The sequence below is a fragment of the Methylobacterium sp. J-088 genome, assembly GCF_022829295.1.
GTDB lineage: Bacteria > Pseudomonadota > Alphaproteobacteria > Rhizobiales > Beijerinckiaceae > Methylobacterium.
Window position 1 is genome coordinate 1 of sequence record NZ_JAKSYH010000165.1, and the last position, 871, is coordinate 871.

1 protein-coding gene is annotated in these 871 nt (G+C 64.6%); it reads left to right on the forward strand.

The features are described 5' to 3' along the window. Positions 1–184 precede the first annotated feature (184 nt). The gene (locus MKK63_RS18130) at positions 185–544 is read left to right on the forward strand and encodes a hypothetical protein (protein WP_244004219.1); all 360 of its coding nucleotides are present in this window, start codon (positions 185–187) and stop codon (positions 542–544) included. The last annotated feature ends 327 nt before the right edge of the window (positions 545–871 follow it).

Here is an 871-nt window from a genome sequence, read left to right on the forward strand (position 1 = left end):
AGGCCACGGAGATGATGCGACGCGGCTATCTCGACGTGATGATCGCCGACCGTCGAGGAGCGCAATACACGCCCGACCAGTTCCATCGTTTCTTTCGCTCATGACGGAATGGCCAACTGTGGCCAATCCGCCCTCGCTTCACCGGCATGGACCAGCTTAGCTCGCCCTGAACGTGGGGCTGCTCATGAACCGACACATCGCCGTGATCCTGCTCACCACGGTTGGGCTGGGCGCTTGCCAAACAGATGCCTTAGCACCGCAGCAGGCGACCTATGGGCTTCGCGGCGCCGCGCTTCTCCAAGAAGATGTCGCTCGTCTCAGGGCGGATCGCGATGCACGTCGGATCAGCTACACGGAATGGGCTGAGCGCACCCAAGCAGCTGCGCGAGCCAGCGTTCCACTAAGCCCGCAGGAAGAAGATGCGCTGGAGTATCGCAAGCAGCTCGCTCGTCGTGTGGATGCTGGAGAGATCACCCCAGCGCAGTTCGAGCGCGAGAGCCAGCGCACCCTGCAGCAGCTGAAGGCGCAACGCCGCGGAGCCTAACCAGCGACAGCCTCTCACGAGCTTGCTACAGCACCGCTTCTTCCCGTCAGCACGCCCGAGGTGTTCGCGACACCGTAAGGCATGCGGCGGGCAAGCACGTGATGACAGGCGATCGCAGGCCAGTTCCCCGCGTCCCGTCCGTGAAGCCTAGGCCGGGCAGTCGCGTGAGGGTCGGTGCCGCGGGGGGAGGCGAGCACCGCACTGCCTTCCCGATGCTGGAGGACGAAGGCACGGACTGCAGGGAACATGCACGGGACCGGAGATCAAGGATCGTCCGATCAGGGGTGCCGTCGAACTGTGCCCGTTCGAAGGCTCAGGCGGGTCCGG

Coding starts and splice junctions, on each gene's coding strand:
- MKK63_RS18130 (WP_244004219.1), top strand. CDS start 185: ATGAACCGACACATCGCCGTGATCCTGCTCACCACGGTTGGGCTGGGC.